The sequence below is a fragment of the Bifidobacterium panos genome (assembly GCF_012932445.1).
In the GTDB taxonomy this organism is placed as follows: domain Bacteria; phylum Actinomycetota; class Actinomycetes; order Actinomycetales; family Bifidobacteriaceae; genus Bifidobacterium; species Bifidobacterium panos.
On sequence record NZ_JAAIIJ010000003.1, the window covers coordinates 213,893 to 231,685 of the forward strand.

At 59.1% G+C, this 17,793-nt stretch carries 14 protein-coding genes; 3 read left to right on the forward strand and 11 right to left on the reverse strand.

Translation table 11 applies throughout. The features are described 5' to 3' along the window. The first annotated feature begins 7 nt into the window (after positions 1 to 7). A complete protein-coding gene (gene purD, locus G1C94_RS02025; protein WP_172144143.1) occupies positions 8 to 1,276 on the forward strand; it encodes a phosphoribosylamine--glycine ligase in 1,269 nt (422 codons plus the stop codon). A gap of 204 nt (positions 1,277 to 1,480) precedes the next feature. Here the strand turns inward: purD and uriT are convergent, their stop codons facing one another. The 6 genes from uriT to purE all read right to left on the reverse strand — a co-directional run bounded on the left by uriT (position 1,481) and on the right by purE (position 8,559). Next, positions 1,481 to 2,896 (reverse strand): uridine transporter UriT, encoded by a 1,416-nt coding sequence (gene uriT, locus G1C94_RS02030; protein ID WP_172144145.1) that lies wholly within the window; start codon positions 2,894 to 2,896, stop codon positions 1,481 to 1,483. A 54-nt stretch (positions 2,897 to 2,950) separates the two neighbouring features. Next, a complete protein-coding gene (gene uriH / locus G1C94_RS02035) occupies positions 2,951 to 3,892 on the reverse strand; it encodes a uridine-preferring nucleoside hydrolase UriH (protein ID WP_172144147.1) in 942 nt (313 codons plus the stop codon). Positions 3,893 to 4,285: 393 nt separating this feature from the next. Next, positions 4,286 to 6,316, reverse strand: coding sequence for an LTA synthase family protein (locus tag G1C94_RS02040; RefSeq protein ID WP_253902270.1), 2,031 nt, complete (start codon positions 6,314 to 6,316; stop codon positions 4,286 to 4,288). Positions 6,317 to 6,474: 158 nt separating this feature from the next. Next, positions 6,475 to 6,885, reverse strand: coding sequence for a Fur family transcriptional regulator (locus tag G1C94_RS02045; RefSeq protein ID WP_172144151.1), 411 nt, complete (start codon positions 6,883 to 6,885; stop codon positions 6,475 to 6,477). Between the two features lie 11 nt (positions 6,886 to 6,896). Beyond that, positions 6,897 to 8,078 carry a 5-(carboxyamino)imidazole ribonucleotide synthase gene (gene purK, locus G1C94_RS02050; RefSeq protein ID WP_172144153.1) on the reverse strand — a complete coding sequence of 394 codons (1,182 nt, stop codon included), beginning with the start codon at positions 8,076 to 8,078 and terminating at the stop codon, positions 6,897 to 6,899. Beyond that, positions 8,062 to 8,559 (reverse strand): 5-(carboxyamino)imidazole ribonucleotide mutase, encoded by a 498-nt coding sequence (gene purE / locus G1C94_RS02055; RefSeq protein WP_172144155.1) that lies wholly within the window; start codon positions 8,557 to 8,559, stop codon positions 8,062 to 8,064. Before purE ends, purK begins: the two co-directional genes overlap by 17 nt. A gap of 397 nt (positions 8,560 to 8,956) precedes the next feature. On the opposite strand from purE, the gene G1C94_RS02060 reads away from it, so the two are divergent. Then, a complete protein-coding gene (locus G1C94_RS02060; RefSeq protein WP_172144157.1) occupies positions 8,957 to 10,858 on the forward strand; it encodes a 1-deoxy-D-xylulose-5-phosphate synthase in 1,902 nt (633 codons plus the stop codon). Positions 10,859 to 11,032: 174 nt separating this feature from the next. Here the strand turns inward: G1C94_RS02060 and G1C94_RS02065 are convergent, their stop codons facing one another. Continuing rightward, positions 11,033 to 13,210, reverse strand: a complete 2,178-nt coding sequence (locus tag G1C94_RS02065; RefSeq protein ID WP_172144223.1) for a glycoside hydrolase family 127 protein — start codon at positions 13,208 to 13,210, stop codon at positions 11,033 to 11,035. 839 nt (positions 13,211 to 14,049) lie between these two features. Between G1C94_RS02065 and G1C94_RS02070 the strand changes: the two genes are divergently transcribed. Then, entirely contained in the window at positions 14,050 to 15,498 is a 1,449-nt protein-coding gene (locus tag G1C94_RS02070) for a tyrosine-type recombinase/integrase (protein ID WP_172144159.1), read from the forward strand. A 179-nt stretch (positions 15,499 to 15,677) separates the two neighbouring features. Here the strand turns inward: G1C94_RS02070 and G1C94_RS07945 are convergent, their stop codons facing one another. From G1C94_RS07945 to G1C94_RS02090, 4 genes are all read right to left on the reverse strand, one after another. Beyond that, a complete protein-coding gene (locus G1C94_RS07945; protein WP_253902271.1) occupies positions 15,678 to 16,049 on the reverse strand; it encodes a phage holin in 372 nt (123 codons plus the stop codon). Next, positions 16,042 to 16,812 (reverse strand): endolysin-like domain-containing protein, encoded by a 771-nt coding sequence (locus G1C94_RS02080; RefSeq protein ID WP_172144161.1) that lies wholly within the window; start codon positions 16,810 to 16,812, stop codon positions 16,042 to 16,044. Before G1C94_RS02080 ends, G1C94_RS07945 begins: the two co-directional genes overlap by 8 nt. 146 nt (positions 16,813 to 16,958) lie before the next feature. Then, the gene (locus G1C94_RS02085; protein WP_172144163.1) at positions 16,959 to 17,372 is read right to left on the reverse strand and encodes a PRTRC system protein E; all 414 of its coding nucleotides are present in this window, start codon (positions 17,370 to 17,372) and stop codon (positions 16,959 to 16,961) included. A 54-nt stretch (positions 17,373 to 17,426) separates the two neighbouring features. Then, the coding region (locus G1C94_RS02090) for a hypothetical protein (protein WP_216656764.1) at positions 17,427 to 17,793 on the reverse strand (367 nt) is incomplete at its 5' end.

The following is a 17,793-nucleotide window of genomic DNA, read 5'->3' on the forward strand; positions in this document are numbered from 1 at the left end:
AGACGATATGGGTCAGAAGGTTCTGGTTATCGGTTCGGGGGCGCGCGAGCACGCCATTGCGCATGCCTTGCAACGGAGCGCGAGCGTCGATGAGGTGACCGTCGCCCCGGGCAATCCGGGCATGGCGCTCGACGGCATCCGCGTGAGTGCAATCAACCAGTCGAATCATGCGGCGCTCATCGAGTTCGTGAAGCGCAATGACTACGACTGGGTGTTCGTCGGCCCCGAGGTGCCGCTGATCGAAGGTCTCGTGGACGATTTCGCCGCGGCAGGCATCAAGGCGTTCGGCCCGAATAAGGCCGCCGCCCAGATCGAAGGTTCCAAGGACTTCGCCAAGCGGCTCATGGCCCGTCATTGCATCCCCACCGCCGAATATCGCACGTTCGATCAGCTTGAACCGGCGAAGGCGTATGTGGCAGAACACGGCGCACCGATTGTCATCAAAGCCGACGGCTTGGCGGCCGGCAAGGGCGTCACCGTCGCCATGGATATCGAGACGGCGAACGCCGCGCTTGACGACATCTTCATCGACCACCGTTTCGGAACGGCCGGCGCAAAGGTCGTCATCGAGGAATTCCTCGAAGGCCAAGAATTTTCGTTGATGAGCTTCGTGGATGGCACGCGCTTCTGGCCCATGCCCATCTCGCAGGACCACAAGCGCGCCTACGACAACGACGAGGGGCCGAACACCGGCGGCATGGGCGCATACAGCCCGGTGCCGCAAATCGGCCGGGACGTGATTGAGCGTGCCATCGAAACCATTGTGCGCCCCACCGTTGAGGCCATGGCCGCCGAGGGCACGCCATTCACCGGCATTCTGTACGCGGGTCTGATCGCCACCGCAGACGGCCCGAAGGTCATCGAGTTCAACGCCCGGTTCGGAGACCCGGAAACCGAAGTGGTGCTGCCCAAGCTCACCTCCGATCTGGGTGCCGGCATCAACGCAACCCTCAACGGCGAAACCCCGGAATTCACTTGGGACAACGACAACGCCACCCTCGGCGTAGTGCTCGCGGCCGAAGGATACCCCGTTAATGTCGTCAAGGGTGCGCGAATCCCCGAGATTCCGGTCGACGAGGATTCGCACGTGTACTATGCCGGCGTGGCCAGCGGCGAAAACGGGCTCGTGGCAAGCTCCGGCCGCGTGCTTCTCGTCGAAACCAGCGCGCCGAGCATCAAGGATGCGCAGAACAAGGTTTACGAAATCCTCGACAAGCTCGATACCACCGGAATGTTTTATCGTCACGACATCGCCTCAAAAGCGTTGAAGGCGTAGCAATGGTGTGTTAGCCGCGTTGCTCCTCACTCGACGTACCCTCGTACGCCTTCGTTCGGTGCGCCTTGTTACCACACACATTGCTACACCTTTCAACCAAAGGATGTGTTAGCGGCGTTGCTCCTGAAGTCGACGTAAATATACAAATGGACCCGCAGTTCATCAACCGCGGGTCCATTGTATTCGCATAACCGAAGCGAAGCTTTACTGTTGCTCCCCCGGCTTCGGAATGAGCAGGGATGCGCAGAACGCAAGGGCCAGCAACACCACGCCACCGATCATCGCGCCAACGTAGCCGTTGGTTGCGCCACCGGAAGCACCGAACGCGTTCTGCATGGCGTACAGCACCGCATAGCTCAGACCGGCACCCAGATTGAAAGCGCCGGCGTTCAGGCCGGGCAGATAGCCCGGATTGTCTTCCGGAGAAAGCACGATGCCCAGACCGTTGAGCATGATATTGGCGGTGCCGGCGTAAGCAACGCCAAGAACCAGAGAGACGACCACAAGAGCCCAGATGCTCGGAACATGGCACACATAGATGCCAAAGACCACGCCGACCGCGGAAACAACCAAACCAGTGCGCAGAACCGCGCGGTATCCGAACTGGGAAGCAAGCACACCCGCAATCGGGCCGAACACCAAACCAACCAGAGCATACGGGGTCAGAGTGGCAAAGGAAACCACGGAAGCGCTCATGCCGGCACCAACCTCGGCATCCTGCGCAAGAGCCGGCACAATGCCGTTCATAATGGCAAACACGCCGGTCATGGTAAGCAGGGTGGTCAGCAACAGACCCCAAGTGCGACGTTGCTTGAGGTAATGGGTGGTGACCATCGGGGCCTTCTGGCGCTTCTCGATATTCCAGAAGACGGCGAACAGCACGGCGGCAACAACCAGTTCGACCGCAACGAGAGCCCAATTGGCGGAAGCGAGTTTCTGAATCTCGGTGATGGCCAGATACGCGGCAAGGAATGCGGCGGCGAGGGAAACCACTCCAGCCCAATCCATCTTCGGGGTTTCGGACGCAGTGGATTCCTCAGCGTAAACGAACACGAGTACGATGGCCACCACAGCCACGCCGACCATAACCCAGAAGACGGAGCGGAAGCCGAAAGTACCGGCAAGCCAACCGCCAAGAATGGCGTCGACTCCGCCGATACCGCCGTTGACGGAAGTCAGGATTGCCATCAGCTTGGCGTATTTCTTGTCTTCGGTAACCTTGGCATGCAGCATGATCAGAGTCATCGGCACGATCGGGCCGGCAACACCCTGAATAACGCGGCCAATCATCAGCATCGGCACGTTGACCGCAAGCGCGGAGACCACGCATCCCACGGCAGTCAGCGAGAGAATGCCCAGCAACACCTTCTTGCGGCCGATCAAATCACCCAAGCGAGGCAGGAACAGGGAGAACACCGCGCAGGCCGTGAAGAACACGGTCTGGGTGAGGCCGATCTGCGAATCGGTGGTGTTCAGTTCGATGCGCATCGTCGTCAACGCCGGCGAAAGCATCGAAGCATTCAGCTGGAAAGCGAAAATGGCCGCCGCCAGCGCCGCCATCAACGCGACTATGGACTTACCGCCCGTATCGAGCATCTTATCGTTTTGAGTTTCAGACATCTCTATCGTTCCTTAACTTATTTTCCCTTAAGTTATTCTTCAGAATTCTCTGCTTCATCCAATGGTCTTGATGGCTTCGGTGACCAAATCCCAGAACTTGTCGAAATCAAGCTTGGTGGCCACCTGCGTATGACAATCCTGCGCGCTTGGTTCCGGACCGCGCAGGTCAGCCACGGTCATGCCAAGAGTCAAATCGCCCTTGATTTCAACGTCGACGGGGCAACGGCGGGTCTGCACGACTTCCGGATCGATGAGATATGCCACAGTGCAAGGATCATGAACCGGCGGATCGATGAAGTCCTGGTTGTCCTGGTAGGTTTTGCGGAAAAAGTCCATCAGTCCGGAAACGAACATGCCCAGATCGGTGCCGACGCTTTCGATGCGTTGTTGCACGGCGGGAGTGCACAGTGCCTGATGGGTCAGGTCGAGCCCGACCATGGTGACCGGCCACTGTTCATTGAATACGATGTGCGCCGCTTCGGGATCAACCTTGATGTTGAATTCCGCCACCGCGCTCCAGTTGCCGACGTGGTATCCGCCGCCCATGAGCACGACTTCCTTGACGCGTTCGACGATGCGCGGTTCAAGACGCACGGCCATGGCGATGTTGGTCAGCGGCCCGGTCGGCACAAGGGTGATGGTTCCCGGCTCGTTGTTCATGATGGTTTCGATGATCCAGTTGACGGCATGGCCCTCATCCAGCGGACGGGTCGGCTCCGGCAACTCCACGCCGTCGAGCCCGCTTTCACCGTGGATGGATGCGGCGACTTCCTGCTCGCGAACGATCGGACGATCGCATCCGGCGTGCACCGGAATGTCGGTTGCATGGGCCTTTTCCAGCACGGCACGCGCATTGTACGTAACCTTGTCGAGGCTCTGATTGCCGCCGACGGTGGTCACGCCGACCAAATCGATGTTCGGATTGCCGACAGCCAGCAGAATTGCAACAGCGTCGTCATGCCCTGGATCGCAATCCAAAATAATCTTCTTTGCCATGGTTCTTCCTTCCCTGATGGTCAACATTTCATCGTGTCAACGAATCCCGACAGCAGCTCCCGCACCGTTGCGAAATCAATGGCTCGGTGGGTTTCAGTGTACCCCCACTCAGGGCTGGCTTGTTGCCGACATGCGCCCGGACCCAACCAAATGATGCGTGTGTCAGCAAGGCGCACCGAGGGAAGGCATACAACAGTACGTCACATCACCGCCCCCACACGGCCCAACCCAACAACGCGTGCGGCACCCGCACCGCAGAAGACGAAGGCGTACAAAAGTACGTCACCACACCAACACCCCGGACCCAACCAAATGATGCGTGTGTCAGCAAGGCGCACCGAGGGAAGGCGTACAAAGGTACGTCGACCGAGGAGCAACGCCGCTGACACTCCATCATTTGGTTGGGAGGTTCATGAAGGAGGTGGATTTGAGATAATTCTTGCCCGTCGTAATGTCGTATTGAATGAGTTTGTAATCGGCGAGAAGCTGCTTGGTTTCGGAGTCGAAGTCGCTGGCGGAGAGGGGGTTGCCGGAGGAATCGAGGTAGACGGACTGGCCTTCGGGGATGCGATCCCAGCCTTGGATCTTGTTGACGACGGGCGGCTCCATGGCGGCGATCTTCTGATGCATGAGGGTGAGGAAAGCCAGATAGGGGGACACCTTGGCGTTCATGTGTTCGGCCGTCTGGGCGACGAAGAAGTTGGGGGAGGAATAGTCGGCGGAATCGATCTTCTTGCCTTGGCAGGACGACGCCTTGTTCGACCAGATGAAGTAATCGGTCAGGTGCAGGGCGAGCGAGTTGTTCAGATCCTGGCTGGCCGAGGTGTAGATACCGGGCAGATGGTCGCCATAGAATACGACGGTGATGGGCTTGTCGACTTCATCGAGCTGCTCGAGGAAGTCGGCGGTGGCTTGATCCGTATATGAGACACCCTTCTGATACGTTTCGATCGATTCCCGCTCACTGTTGCTCAGCGATTGGTTTGTAGTGGATTCGACGGTGAAGTCATTGCCCTCATACCAGTTGTGGTAGGGCATGTGGTTTTGCATGGTGATGAGCTGTATGAACTGGTTGTCGTTGGTGTAACGAACCTGTTCCAGCGTGCTCTTGTAGGCCGCCTCGTCGGAAACGTAGGGGCTGGTGCCGAGCTTGTCCTGATGCGAGATCACGTCGGAGCCCGTCAGTGTATAGAAGTGCGAGAAGCCGAACTTCTTGTAGTTGGTGGCACGCGAATACATCGACGATTCGTATGGGTGCAAGCCGATGGAGTTCTCGGCATCACCCCACATGCGGTTGATGGTGGGCGCCCAATGCTGGCCGGGAACGAGCTGCTGGTAGGGGCTGGTCAGCGAAGAATCGAAGTTCGCCATCGAGAGCCCCGTCAGACCCATGTATTCGAGATTTGCGGTGCCGCCGCCATATCCGGACGACAGCATCAGCCCCGAAGTGGTGTTCTCTTTGATGGAGCGGATGTTCGGCATCGAATCCTTGTTGGTCTTCAGCCCCGGCACACGGCTGGGATCGGAGAAGGATTCGGACAGCACATAAATCACCGTCGAATCGTTCAGATTCGCGTCACGCTCCGTATTGATGGACTCCGCGGCTTGTTCGTAGCGCTCGGCAATCTCTTTCATCGTCTCTTCGGAATAGTTGTCCGGCTTTTCCATCACTTTCGGATTGAGTTGACGTATGAAGGAGACGAGCGGGCCGTTGCGTTGCGCATCATAGACGGAATCCCACATTGAAGGCGTGTCGCCCATCGCGCTGGAGAATTTGTTGGCCCAGGAATCCACGGTGCCCGCCTGAGCCGCATACAGCGCAAGGAACAATCCCGGCACCAACACCAGCAGCAGGCGCGTGACGGCGCTCAACAAGTGGCTCTGCTGATCTGTACCGCGCAGCATGAGACCATGACGCCCATCAATGCGATTGAGGAACACGCACAGCGCAACAAACAGCATGAATATCACAAAGACCCAAAGAATGATCCATTGCGCGCCCGCGGGCATGAAGCTCATCAAGTTGCCCGCGTCGGTTTTCAGGAACGTCAGGTCGGCGGGGAGCACGGCCTCATAGCGAATCGAAACCTTGAATCGCTCGACGACGGCGGCGATTAAGGTCAACGCCAGATAAATCGGCGTGGCGACCCAGAAGCGATTGGAGATCATCAGCACAACCAGATACACAATGCCGCACAGCAGCAGATTCAACACCGCCACAAAGTTCAAATCCGTCCACATTTTCGAGACGAAGCCCCAGCCGACTGCGGGGCTGGAAAGTTCCACGCGCGACGAAAGCGTGACACCCCATTCGAGCGCGGCCACGCCAATCGCGTCAAAGAGGACGAACAGCACCCCATACAGCCATCCTGGGAAAGGTTTGCGCGCTTTGGCGGCCTTCGTTTCTTCAATTTGTGTATTCATCTGCCTGTCTTCAGTAGTCATGGTCGTCTATTGTCGGTATGTTGCCTTGGAAAATCCTTAAGTCCACGTGTAGTTGCGTGTAGTTGCGTGTAGTTCCCGTCACCCCATTCCCATCACTGTAGTGCATGCGCAGGAACGTCAGACCATCTTACTTAACATTACTGCCGCTCATGGGTTTTTGGTTTTCGGCAATCGGGGCACAGGCCGAACACTTCGATAGTGTGGCTGGCAATGGCGAAGCCGTATTTGCTTGCCAGACCGCGCAACCAGCTTTCACCGGGCGATTCGATCTCCACAGTACGTCCACACTCAGTGCACACCATGTGATGATGGTGCACGTCGTCGCCGCACAGGCGGAACAGTTGTTGACCGTCGAGGCGGATGGTGTCGACCGCGCCGGCCTCGGCCAAGGCATTGAGCTGGCGGTAGACGGTGGCCAAGCCGATTCTTGAGCCCAAGTCCTTCAGCTGTCGGTGCAGTTCCTGCGCCGAGATGAAGTCGTCGCAGGCGGCGAGCTGGGCGCGAATCGCGTTTTTCTGTTTGGTCTGACGTTCGATATGTTCGCTCATATAGGCGCTCCTCACGCCTTCGCGTCCGTTTGATCCATGCGCAGGTCGTCCCAGCAGCCGGTGGCTTCCAACTGCTCGACCGTTCGCGCGGGATTGTCGGTGAGCACGGTGACGTGCCCCATTTTGCGGTCGTGACGCGCTTCGGCCTTGCCGTAATCGTGCACGTTCCATTCGGGGTGTTCGCCGATCAGCGCCTGCACGGGCGCGACATGCTGGCCCAGCACATTGACCATGACGGCCGGCTCAAGCAGTTTTGGCTTGGGGCACGGCCAGCCGGCGATGCCGCGGATATGCGCGTCGAACTGGTCGATTGAACACGCTTCGATGGTGTAATGGCCCGAGTTGTGCGGGCGCGGGGCGAGTTCGTTGACGATGACGCGGTCGTCTTTGGTGACGAATAGTTCGATGGCGAGGGTGCCTGCCAGCTCGAACCCCTGCGCCAGCCGGACGGCCAGCTCGTGCGCCTGCTTGGCAACCTGCTCGCTGACCTTAGCCGGGGCGATGGTCATGTGCAGAATGTTATTGCGATGCTCATTGCGCACGATTGGGAAGGTGACGTAATCCTTGCCATTGCCGGACACCAGAATCGAAGCCTCAAACGCGAAATCGACGAATCCTTCGAGGATGGAGGGTGGCATTCCCCCGCGTTCGCGCACCTGCTGCAAGTCGCCTTCGTCGCGCAACACCGTCTGCCCGTGGCCGTCGTAGCCGCCGGAAACGGTTTTGAGCACAGCCGGGTAATGGATCTCATTCAGCGCGGCTTCAAGCTCATCGACGCTGTTGACGGCTTTCCATGGCGCGGTGTCAGTGCCATGTTCGTTGATGAATTGCTTCTCGCGCACACGATGCTGGGTGACGCGCAACAGGTCGGTGCCTTGGGGCACGGCGACAAGGCCACGCACTTCATCGATGGCGTCGGCGTCCACGTTCTCGAACTCATAGGTGAGCACGTCGCAGCGCTCGGCCAGTTCGCGGATAGCGGATTTGTCCGCGTATTCGGCGGTGATCTGGAAGTCGGCAACCTGCGCGGTCGGGCAGTTTTCCGTAGGATCGAGCACGCCGATTTTGAAGCCCATGTATCGCGCGGACAGCGCCATCATGCGGCCGAGCTGGCCGCCGCCGATGATGCCGATGGTGCCGCCGGGCATCAGCATCGACTGCGCGCCGTTGGTTTCCTCAGACAAGCTGGGCATTGGACTGAGCCACCTTTTCCTTCAATGATTCGCGATATTCCTGCAACGCCTTAGCGAGACGCTCGTCGCTGACCGACAGGATGGAGACGGCCAGCAACCCGGCGTTCGTGGCACCGGAGTTGCCCACAGCGGTGGTGGCCACCGGAATGCCGCCGGGCATCTGCACGATGGACAGCAGCGAATCCCAGCCCGACAGGGCGTGCGAGCGCACCGGCACGCCAATGACGGGCAGTGTGGTCTGCGCGGCGATCATGCCGGGCAGGTGAGCTGCTCCCCCGGCACCGGCGATGATGATCTTGAAACCGTTGCCGCGAGCCTCGTGAGCAAACTCGCCCATCAGTTCGGGGGTGCGGTGAGCCGAGATGACCTGCTTGTGATAGGGCACATCAAATTGGTCCAGCATCTCGCAGGCATGTTGCATCGTTTCCCAATCGCTGGCGGAACCCATTACCACGGCGACTTCGGGCTTGCGTTCGCTCATTATCATCTGCCTTCCTTATTGAGAATACGGATTCACTCTACCCTTGCCGCACGTCATCCGCCGATTCACAGGTGTCGCAGCATAGCCTCATTGCATTCGCCCCACTTGGGAAAACCACTTAAGCGTACGAAATTTCACAAGAAAACGGTCGTTTTGAGAAGAACGTACACTGACGGCTGCTTAGCGCACGAAATTTCCAAAACCGGCCGATTTATATGAAAATTCGTACATTGGCGGCTGCTCAGCGCACGAAATTTCATACAGACTTCAGCTTGGCTGGGAGCACGGCGTATTGGGAGATGTTGGGAGTATTCGGCGGATGGTGGGTATCGGATGGCCGCGGCCTTGTAGGATAGCCCCCTTGGAAACGGATATATGCGAACGCTAAGGAGAGGGCATGGGCGACGGGCTGCTATCCACCATCACGGATCCGGACGACGTGAAGGCACTGCCCGCCGAGCAACTGCCCGAACTGTGCGCAGAGATTCGCGCCACGTTGCTTGATTACGGCCATCGCCACGGAGGGCACATCGGCTCCAATCTGGGATTGGTGGAGGCCACCGTCGCGTTGCATCGCGTGTTCGATTCCCCGCGTGACCGCATCGTGTTCGATGTGTCGCACCAAAGTTATGTGCATAAGATGCTCACCGGCCGCGTGACCTCGTATCTTGACGAGACCCAAGCCGATGAGACGACCGGCTTCACCAATCCCGACGAAAGTGAGCATGATCAGTTCGTACTCGGCCACACCGGCACGTCGGTCTCGCTGGCGTGCGGTTTGGCGAAGGCGCGCGATGCCGCGGAGGCTGCGGGCAATGTGGTGGCGGTGATCGGTGATGGTTCCTTGAGTTCCGGCGTGGCGTTCGAGGGGTTGAACAACGTGGCCGAACAGGGCGGCAATCTCATCGTCGTGTTCAACGACAACGAAATGTCGATTGCCGGCGATTTTGGCGGCATGTACGGGCCGCTCGCACGTTTGCGCGAATCGGGTGGCACAGCGCAGCCCAATATCTTCAATGCGTTCGGTTTGGATTACCGCTATGTCGAACATGGCAACGATGTGAACGCACTGACGGCGGCGTTCGAAGATGTCAAGGACATCAATCATCCAGTGGTGGTGCATATCCATACCACCAAAGGGCTTGGTCTGCCGAATTGCGACGCGGCGAAAACCGGCACGACCGCCGACCCATGCGACCTGTCGGACAGCCATCCGCACGCCGGGCGCTGCGAGGCATCGCATTGGCAAACACCCGATTCGGCGCTGAACAACCCCGACGACCCGCGCAAATACTACGGCAAACTCGCCATGGCCGCGTTGGAACAACGCTTCACAGACGAGCCGGGGCTGGTCGTCATCTCCCCCGCCACGCCCGGGTCGAACGGCATCACACGCGAGTTCCGCGACCGCGCGGGCGCACATTATGTGGACACCGGCATCACCGAATCGCACGCCGTGGCTTACGCGGCGGGCATCGCGCGCGCCGGTGGCACGCCCGTCGTGGCCACCACGGCCTCGTTCTTCCAACGCGCCTACGACCAGCTGTTCCAGGAAATGGCCTTGAATGCGCAACCGGTGACGCTGTTGTCGTTCCTCGGTGGACTGTCAGGCTCGGACAACACGCATTCAGGCGCTTATGACATCGCCATGTTCGGCAACATTCCCGGCATCACCTGCCTCGCCCCAACCAGTGGGCGCGAGCTTCTGGGCATGCTCGCGTGGTCCACCGATCCAGCGCGACGCGATTCGACGCGCCCTGGCCCTGTGGTGATTCGCATGCCCGGCGACCCGATTCTCGCGGCGGAACGCGAAACCGGAACCGCGCTGTCCGCTGAGCATCTTCCGCTTCCCAAGCCTTCCGTGAACTGGACGCAATATGACATCACCCGCATCGGTTCCAAAGCCGCAATTCTCGGCCTTGGCAACACCTATCCGCTGGCCGAGCAGGTGGCGCAAAGCCTGCCGTTCGACGCAACCGTCATCAACCCGCGCCAGTTCAGCTCGCTGGACATCAGCACGTTGGAAGCGTTGCGCACCGACCATCAACTGATCGTCACACTGGAGGACGGCCAGCTCGAAGGCGGCTGGGGCGAGAAAATCGCCACCTATTACGCCAACCACCTCGACACCCAAGGCCGCACCCCGCAAACCCTCGCTTTCGGCGCCGCCAAGGAGTTCACCGATCGCGTCCCCCTGCACGATCTGAACCGCCGTTACAGCCTCACCCCAGAGGCCATCACCACCGCCATCCGCAACCGACTGAAATATATGGAACATGCTCGCTCGAAACGACAGTAACCAGGATTGTCATTTCGACCGAGGCGAAGCCGAGCGGAGAAATCTTTTTACCAGCAGATAAACACGCCACCAACAAGATTTCTCGACTACCCTCACTGCGTTCGCTCCGCTCGAAATGACAAAGACGCGGCACAGCCGGCTCGAAGTGACGAAGGACGCGGCGCAAAGATCTCTTTATCTCGCATTCAGCCAGACACGCATTTCCGATTCGCCACGATTCGCCCAAGCGAAGTACGGGATGAGCGTGGCGGTGACGGAGGTGACAGCGGCCGGCTTGTACGCAGAGTACAGCGGGGTGCGCGGGGCATCAGCAGGGGCATCGTCCGCTGTTTCACGCTCAACGGCCACGCGCAGTGCAGGCACCTCAAGCTTGACCATGGGACGGGTAACGGCTTCGACTTCACCTGTGCCGCGTTCATCAACGCCCTTGGCACCGGCAACAAAATCAAAGGGCACAGCCTTGACTCCGGAACAATCCGCACCGACGGCGGTGGTGTCCACGACCAGATTCTGCAACAAATCGCCATTGTCGTGACCTTCGGCGGCGAAAGTGATCGGGCCTCGCACGAACGCCACCTTGCCGACGTTTTCGCACACGCGTGGGTTGGTGGCGACCATGTGAACAGGCATGGGGAAGTCGAAGACGACGGCGTCGCCGTCACGCCATTCGCCGGTCAGGTAAAGATAGCCTTCGTGAATCTCGCGGGTTATGCGGTTTGCGGCCTCACCATCCACTTTCACTGCCGCCGCTGCCTCCTCGCCACCGGCCCAAGCGGGAAGACGGAAGGCAAGAGTCGCCGTGGCGGCATCGCCCGCGATCCTTCCCTGTTCAGGTTTGTCGCAAGATTCAGAGGAGAAATGGAGCGCAGCACGGCCAGCACCAGACCACGGAAGACCAGCCTCCATGGACAGCGTCACCGGCACGCCTGCCAGCTCACAACCGACGCTGCCACTCATATAGAGATGGGTGAACAACGTGTTGCCGTCGTCAGCAAGGGTGTAGGCATATTCCTGCACGGATTCGACGAGGCGGGCGATATTCGGCGGGCAGCAGGCGCAACCGAACCACTTCTGACGCACGGTCTTGACATGGGAGAAATTCTCGTCGCGGTGATGCGCGGTTTCGGGGCGTACTTCAAGGGGATTAACGTAAAAGAAGCTCTTGCCGTCGAGCGCCATACCGGAAAGCACGGTGTTGTACAGCGCCGTCTCCATCACGTCGCCGTATTCGGATTTGGGCTCGATTTCAAGCATGCGGCGAGCGAAGAACGCGAGTGCAATGGCGGCGCAGGTCTCGCTATAGGCCAGATCGTTGGGCAGGTCATAGTCGTAGGAAAATGCCTCGCCGTGGCGTGTGGCACCAATGCCGCCGGTGATATAAAGCTTTTTGTCAACGATGTTGCGCCACAGCTTGCGCACGGCACTCAGCAGGTCGGGATCGTCGGTAAGGCGGGCAACGTCCGCGACGCCGGCATAGAAGTAAACGGCACGCACGGCATGACCCACAGCCTCATGCTGGTTGATGACCGGTTCGTGCGCCTGATAGTAAGCATACGGCTTGGGATCGTTGGCGTTTGGCTGGTATCCCCATCCCTCGGCTGCGACACGAGCGCGATCCTCGCGTTCGAAATACAACGGTTCCTGGCCGCGCTGACGCACGAAGTAGACGGCCAGATCGAAATACTTCTTCTCCCCGGTGACTTCGGCCAGCTTCACCAGCGCCATCTCGGCGATTTCATGCCCCGGATAGCCATCAAGCTTGCCTTCCTCAGTGCCGAAACGGCAAGCCACGTAATCGGCGAAGCGACAGGCGGCCTTCAGCAACTTGCTCTTGCCGGTGCCTTGGTAATAGGCCACCGCTCCCTCGATCAAATGACCGAGGCAATACAACTCGTGATGATCCTTGAGGTTGGTGAAGTGGCGATCCATGCCGTTGAGGATGTAATAGGTGTCGAGATACCCATTGTCAAGCTGCGCGGCGCACACGATGTCGATGGCGTCATCGGCGGTGGCTTCCAGTTCGGCGTCGGGATGATGGGCGAGCGAATAGCCCACGGCTTCGATCCACTTGGAGAAGTCTGTATCTTGGAAGACAAACCCATAGAACTTGTCGGGGTCAGGATGAGCGGGATCTTCGGGCAGCGCATTGAAGCCACGGAACGTGTAGGTGGGCGGCACGAACCGCTTGCCTTGGGTCGCCTTGCTGGCGTTCTGCGCGGCGGCGGCCTTGAAGTTGTGCATGCAGTAACTCGCGTCCGCACCGGGCACCTGATCGTTGAGGGCGCGCCACTGGTAGGGAATCACCTCGGTGCGAACGAGTTCCTGCTCGGTTCGCCAGAAATCGTCGGTGATGGTGACGCGCTTAAGGTCGAGAGGATGGCTGTGTTGCTGCTTCGGGGCATTCGTCGTCTCCTAGGGGTTACGCGGCTATCAGTGCGCCAAGGCATCTGCGACCCACATTATATTACTGTCGGAATACCTAACTAATGTAGCTTGCGAATTCCCCCAATGGGCCTCTCCGGACGGTCTTTGACTGAGCCGTGATGCACTGGGTTTTTTCTTTTAGGGCCTATAGGAACCGTGGGGGTTATAGGCCGAAATGTGTGCTTGGGATTCGGCCTAACGCGTTGTAGCGGTATGCGTGACAGGTATTTGAATGTGATTGCCCAAGCGATATGGAAATCCTCTTGAGACGCTACCTCCCAGATTGTTGCGCACGGTTTTGTATCCACCGACATCCGCAACCGACTGAAATAGCCTAAATGAAAATGACATTTTGCATAAGCGACGTTTTGAGGCATGCCTCGATCATTGAAAACATGACGGCTACTGATTGGGACAACAGTACTCCACGCGACTTGGTGAGATAAGAGCTCTCTCCAGCCCACAGCGATTACGAAATGGCCAATCCCCTGGAAGCCAATGTTTCCAAGGGATTGGTTATATATCCAGTGACCCCGGGGAGACTCGAACTCCCGACCTTGAGATTAGAAGTTCTCCGCTTTATACTGGGGTGAAGCGGATGTTATTCCGAAGAATGGCTAAATATCAACGATTACAGCCTACGTAGACCCTACGTAATGACTAGGTAGGGTGTAGTAGGATGAGGTACAAATGAGGTACAAAGTCCGAAAATCATGAAATACCCCTTGGGGTACAAACAATGAGGTACAAACAGGAGGCCGGGAAACATGGCGAAGAGAAGGGCGAAGGGCGCACAGAAACCGTACCTGTTCTGGCACACGTACAGTTACGTGAACAAGGACGGCGAGCGGATCACCAAGCGCACGCAACGTTGGAAGGTGCGTCTGGAACTTCCCCCTGACGCTGACGGCAAACGCCGCTACAAGACGTTCGTCGGCAACACCAGCGGCGAATGCATGAGGAAACTGCGCGAGGCGCGAGACCTGCTCAATTCCGGCAAGGCCATCAGCCCGGCCAAGTCACCGACCCTGCGAACGTATTCCAGATTGTTCCTCGAGGACGCATCCCATCGGGTCTCAAGCGGGACGCTGGACGGGTACCGAACGAAGCTCCTGAAATATTGCGATGCGTGGATGGACATGGAGATGAGATCGTTCGTGCCCAGCACCATCCGCACGATCATCAACGAATGCGGCAAGAGCCTGAGCTATAAACACATTCTTTGGACTGCACTCAATCAGGTCTTCGACATGGCCGTGGAAGACAAGGCGATCACGTCGAACCCCGTGAAAAGCGTGAAACTGAATGGCATGAGCCTCGTGGAAACCGGGCGCAAGGCCTATTCCGTGCCCGAGCTGAAGTCGATGCTGTTGGTGACGTTGGATGATCCGATATGGCTGGCGGCACGGAAATGGTGGCGTATCTTCACCGGAATGCGCCAGGGCGAGATTCTTGGCGCTCCGCTGGAATGCCTGCACCTTATGTCGAGAGAAGACGAGTCCCGCGGCATCGGATCGTGGTTCGACCTCGAATGGAGCCTGGCCGAAATCCCGAAGAAGCATGGGTGCGGGCAGCCGGTGAAAGGCCGGTACCCGTGCGGAATGAAGCGCGGCGGCAACTGCCCGCAAGGCGAATGGGCCGTCCCGGACGGTTTCAAGATGCGCCACCTCGTGAACCGGTGGTGTTTGAAGTCCACGAAATCCAAGAAGGGGAGGATGGTGCCCATCGTGCCCGAACTGGCCGAGGTGTTGCGCCGTTATCTCGATGCGACGAGGGACTGGCCGAACCCTTACGGACTGTTGTTCCGAAACCCGGACGGTTCCCCCGTCACGCCGAAGCAGGACGCCGCCGAGTTCAAGCAGTGGCTTGAGCGGGCGGGGCTTGACCCCAGCACTCGCTTCGGCCATGAGACAAGATACTCCGCCGTCACGTTGATGCGTCGGGGCGGAGGGGACCAGAAAGCGGTCGAGGAGATAATCGGCCACACGTCAATCCAAGTGGACAACATCTATCGCACGGTGGACATGGAGGAAAAGCAGCAGACAGCCGGACTGATCGGGGCGGCGTTGGACATGCCGAGAGGATTGCTGCCGTCAGCGGAGGGGCACAGCATCGAGGACGCGGAGGAATCGTTAAGGAGACTCAAGGAATCGCAGCGCTTGGAAAAAAGAGAAAGAGACAGACAACGCAGGAACAAGAAGAACGCCGAGGAATGAGGCATAACTATGTTGACTTTGCATCACATGCGGGCCAGCGCCGGACTGTCCCAAGCCAAGCTGGGCGATCTGGCCCACGTCTCGCCTGTTTGAAAACGACGAAAGACCCCTCGCCCAAGACGCTCACCCAGTCACTGGGTCAACGAAGCTTGGACGAGGGGCCTTGGTGTTCAGCTGGGTCAAACCGTTTTAGCGCGGATCGCGGAAACACCGATCACAGCGCCGAAGAACAGTGCGACAGCACTAATTGTAGTCACAACAGCGTCGGTCATCGTCAACCCCCAGACGGGGCCAAGCGCTCCGACCAGCACCGCGAGCGCGGGCAGGACGGTGAGGGTGAGCCACTTGAGCACCTGATATGCCTTGTCGGGCAGGAGCCAGTCCGGCATCTGCCCGTCGGTCGTGTCATCGGTGGTCATGGCGGTCGCGGTGCCATCCGTGGCGGCATCCGTGGCGGTCGCGGTTTCGACGGTCGCCAGCGTGGCAAGCCTTGCATCAGTCTGCTCGTCGGTTTCGGGGGTCGTGCCCTCGGCGTGCTTCAACTCACTCATTGGCTGCTCCTTTGCTTAGCGCGTCCACCTTGGCCGTCAGGTCGGCCACCGCCGTGCCGAGGTCGGTGATGAGCTGGTACACGTCCTTGTCGCCGTTCATTTTGGAGTTCTTGTAGTCCATCACGTCGTGCGGCATCTTCGTGAGCAGGTCGTAGGCGTCGCGCTCACCGTTCACGTTGGCGTTTTTGTACGCCCACACAAGGTGCGCGACATCATTGCGCAGGGCGTTGATCTGGTTGCGGTTCTCGATCACCTCATCCCACAGGTTCCTGCCGTCGTTGCCCTTCGCGCCATAGAGTTCGTCAATCGTCATATCGTTTTCCTCGCTTTCTCCCGCGTACCTGAGGTAGCAGTCCCACGGGTAGTTGTAATAGGCTGAGACGTTCGTTTCCCAGCCGGTTTGGTCGCCGGCGTTTCCGGCGATCGAATTGTTTTCGCTGATGCTCGCCTGAGCCAGCATGCCGCCGCCGAGATAGACGGCCACGTGATCGGCGTCGTTGAGCAGGATGTCACCCGCCTGCGGGTCGCCGTCAGCCGCGACGCGCGCCCAGCCGCGGGCGGTCAGGTTCGCGCTCAGATTGCCGGTGTAGGTCGCGTCGCCGGTGTCGAAGCCCGCCTCTTGCAGGCAGTGGATGACGAGGCTGGAGCAGTCGCAGTTGCCGGCGGATGGATCGAAATCCCACCTGTCGTACTGCGAATATCCCATGTTCGCGTCCACGCACCAGTAGCGCATGCGTTCGATCAGTGTGTTGATGTTTGGCACATTTGCCCTCCTTCAATAGGAAAACCCCTCGGTTTCGAGGGGTTTGATGCCGCCGGCCGGGTTGGCCGGAGGCAGGTCTTAAAAACGCCTATAAACAGATTTCGTGTTTATAGGCGTGCCGGGCGTGGCAGGGGCGGTGAGGGATGTCACGCCGTTTCATGCCCGGGTTCGCCCGTGTCGGGCAGGGTTTCCGGCGCGATTTCCGCGCGCAGCTCGTCCGGCAGGCGCGGCTTGGGATGGCGCACGAGGAAGTCCGGCTCCACGATCTCGCAGAACTGCTGGAGCCAGTGGAACAGGTTGCGCGTGTAGGCGGCCAGCGCGAAGTACTTGCGCTGCTGCTTTTCCAGATGCGTGATCTGCTCCTCCTGCGCTTCGACCTGCTCGCGCAGGGGCGCGATCACCTTGTCCGTCAAAATGTCGCACGCCTGCGCGGCGATGTCGGCGGTGTCCTTGCGACGGCTGCTCACCGCGCCGATCAGCGCGCCGACGCCGCCACCGCCGACCAATGCGACGATGACCGCCGTCCAGAACTCCTCGCTCGAAAACAATTCCAAAGGCATCGGTTGAATCTTCCCTCTCTAAACGAAAGCCCCGCCTTGGGCGGGGCCGTGATGTCACTGCGCAATATAAGCAGTGTTGGCGTTGAAACTCGCGTTTGCCGGGATCGTCTTGCCGCTGTCGTTGCACAGGCGCATCGACCCGTTGGCGTCAATAATGAACCTCACGAACCCGGTCACGGAAGACGAGACGGCCGAGCCCGCGAAACAGACCCCGTTGCCGGCGTACGGCTTGTCGGCGGACGCGATGCCCAATGTGACGACCCCGCCCGCCGCCAGATCGGCGGACAGAAGCTTCGCGTTGCGGATGACGAGTTCGCGGATTCGGCCAGTCCGGGCCAACGTCACACCATCCGACAGATTGGTTTTCTCAACAATTGAGGGGGGGTGATCATGATTCGTGTCATTGTTTCTCCTTAGTGTG

Excerpts from the sequence above, each read along its gene's own strand:
- purD (WP_172144143.1), top strand. The coding sequence starts at position 8 with ATGGGTCAGAAGGTTCTGGTTATCGGTTCGGGGGCGCGCGAGCACGCC.
- uriT (WP_172144145.1), bottom strand. The coding sequence starts at position 2,896 with ATGTCTGAAACTCAAAACGATAAGATGCTCGATACGGGCGGTAAGTCC.
- uriH (WP_172144147.1), bottom strand. The coding sequence starts at position 3,892 with ATGGCAAAGAAGATTATTTTGGATTGCGATCCAGGGCATGACGACGCT.
- G1C94_RS02040 (WP_253902270.1), bottom strand. The coding sequence starts at position 6,316 with ATGAATACACAAATTGAAGAAACGAAGGCCGCCAAAGCGCGCAAACCT.
- G1C94_RS02045 (WP_172144151.1), bottom strand. The coding sequence starts at position 6,885 with ATGAGCGAACATATCGAACGTCAGACCAAACAGAAAAACGCGATTCGC.
- purK (WP_172144153.1), bottom strand. The coding sequence starts at position 8,078 with ATGCCCAGCTTGTCTGAGGAAACCAACGGCGCGCAGTCGATGCTGATG.
- purE (WP_172144155.1), bottom strand. The coding sequence starts at position 8,559 with ATGAGCGAACGCAAGCCCGAAGTCGCCGTGGTAATGGGTTCCGCCAGC.
- G1C94_RS02060 (WP_172144157.1), top strand. The coding sequence starts at position 8,957 with ATGGGCGACGGGCTGCTATCCACCATCACGGATCCGGACGACGTGAAG.
- G1C94_RS02070 (WP_172144159.1), top strand. The coding sequence starts at position 14,050 with ATGGCGAAGAGAAGGGCGAAGGGCGCACAGAAACCGTACCTGTTCTGG.
- G1C94_RS07945 (WP_253902271.1), bottom strand. The coding sequence starts at position 16,049 with ATGAGTGAGTTGAAGCACGCCGAGGGCACGACCCCCGAAACCGACGAG.
- G1C94_RS02085 (WP_172144163.1), bottom strand. The coding sequence starts at position 17,372 with ATGCCTTTGGAATTGTTTTCGAGCGAGGAGTTCTGGACGGCGGTCATC.